A 1,893-nucleotide genomic window follows, 5' to 3' on the forward strand; every position below is an offset into this window, starting at 1 on the left:
AACCGGGCCTGTCGTTGCACTGGCTGAATCCATTGCAATAGATACAAACTCCTCCGGTGCAAAAAAAATTAACACAAGTATTACTAAAAGCAGAGGCGCCACAACTTTTACATAAGATATATTGTTCAGTATTTTATATACCCCTATACCCATCCCTGCGCCAAACCCAACAGCAACAGCGTGAATCAAAACTTTATTAGGTATAGCCCCCATAGATATTTCCTCAACCTCTAAAGCCAGAGTTTTTAAAGCTGGTTCTACAAGAGTGCCAAAATATCCTATTACGAAAGCTATAGCCACTATTAACCATTTCCGATCCAGTACTACTAAATTCCCTCCCACCGAATCCCCTAAAGGTAAAAGACTCATAGAAACACCTTTTAGAAAGAAATGTAAGCCAAATATGCTTAATAAAACCCCTATAATAAACTCTTTAACGTTCTTAATAGGTTTCCTCAGTACCACCAACTGAAAAAAAGCAAGAGCGAGAACCAGAGGAAGTACACTCCTTGCAGTTTCCCATAAATCATTCAAACCTTTCAATCCTCTCATATCGTTTTCTCCTTATAAATTCTCCTTATAAAAGTACAATCTCTGCACTAAGAACGTATCTAGCCCCCACCAATATAGTATAAACCAATTTTTAACATTAATCTACTTATGCTTTTATCGCAAAAAAAGATGGTAATTAGAGCAATACCGCATATTCTGATTAGAATAAAAACCGGTAAAATGAGATACGGAATAGATTCTAATCTCCGCCTGATGTCTCTGCTACAGTAGTGGAAGAATAATATCATATCTGCAGTGAGAAAAGGTCTCACTTCAGAGGAGTAATATTACAAGGAGACTGTTCATAAAGTGCTTTCTGAATTCTCTTGATTTATCTGTAGATGGGAGATAACGGCTGTTGTGACTATCCAGATAGAATTGATCTCAAAGGCGTTTCACTTCCAAGCGAAGTTCAGCTATTTCTTGTTGCTGCTTTTCAATAATTTCTATCAACTCCTCAATGAGTTCAAATAAGGCAAGATGTTCCATGAGAGCCCGTTGAGATTCCAATGGTGGAGTTGAAATTTTACTTTCCAGATTAGCTTTCATAGTACTATAGTTGTTAATGGCTCTTAAAGAACTGCCAATAATATATACACCCCTGTGTAGTTACCCACCTAAAATATAACTCCTAAAGAAGAACCATCCCTGTAAATCACTGAAAGTAATTAGGTGTAGTGGTAAAATAGCATATTCTAATTTAAAGAATTTAGATTTGATGTGGGTCTCACCTGAGTGAAGTGTCAAAGTCGGGAAAAAGAAAAACCCCGCCTTGTGGAGCTCCAGGCTCCCCAGCGGGGCTATAATTTGGTATTAGAGGATTACTCTTTCCCGGAAGAGAATAACTGATTTACACCCGGGAATGTTTTAGTTATATATCCATATTTCCTGCCAATCACGAGTGGGTATAAATGAGCCGTCGTAAGTAGTGCCATAAAAGGAGTCCCGAACCTTTAATGTGTATCTTTAATCCAAAGTCACAGTAATCCATCCTGTAGTACAGCTGGGGCACTCCCATTCTGCTCCATCAATGCAGTATCCAGTATATTCGCCATCAATGTAAACATCTCCATAAATATCCGAATCGTCAGTGCATATTTTTATATTTCCGTAACGTGGAGCAGGTATTACCGAACACCCAGAAAGCAAGGCAGCAAGTAAAACAACCGCCAACCCCAATAACACATATTTGCGAGCTAATTTCATTTATTCCAACCTCCTTCCTGATTATAAATTAGCTAACTCAACAACTCAGCTCATCCGAGCTAACAACTATAGAATATCCCCTATCGCTCAGATTGTCAAACAGAGGAGAAGCAAAAATAGTGCCAACCCCTTGTA

General features: G+C 38.5%; 2 protein-coding genes. Both read right to left on the reverse strand.

All coding sequences use genetic code 11. The annotated features are described in order from the left end of the window. Positions 1 to 552: DUF1538 domain-containing protein (locus GXZ17_RS07915; protein WP_409376752.1), on the reverse strand; the 552-nt coding region annotated here is incomplete at its 3' end. Positions 553 to 1,518: 966 nt separating this feature from the next. Next, positions 1,519 to 1,758 (reverse strand): hypothetical protein, encoded by a 240-nt coding sequence (locus tag GXZ17_RS07920; protein WP_409376753.1) that lies wholly within the window; start codon positions 1,756 to 1,758, stop codon positions 1,519 to 1,521. Positions 1,759 to 1,893: the final 135 nt, after the last annotated feature.

Origin of the sequence: Candidatus Sordicultor fermentans (assembly GCF_012728195.1) — a bacterium.
GTDB classification, from domain to species: domain Bacteria; phylum Atribacterota; class Atribacteria; order Atribacterales; family Caldatribacteriaceae; genus Sordicultor; species Sordicultor fermentans.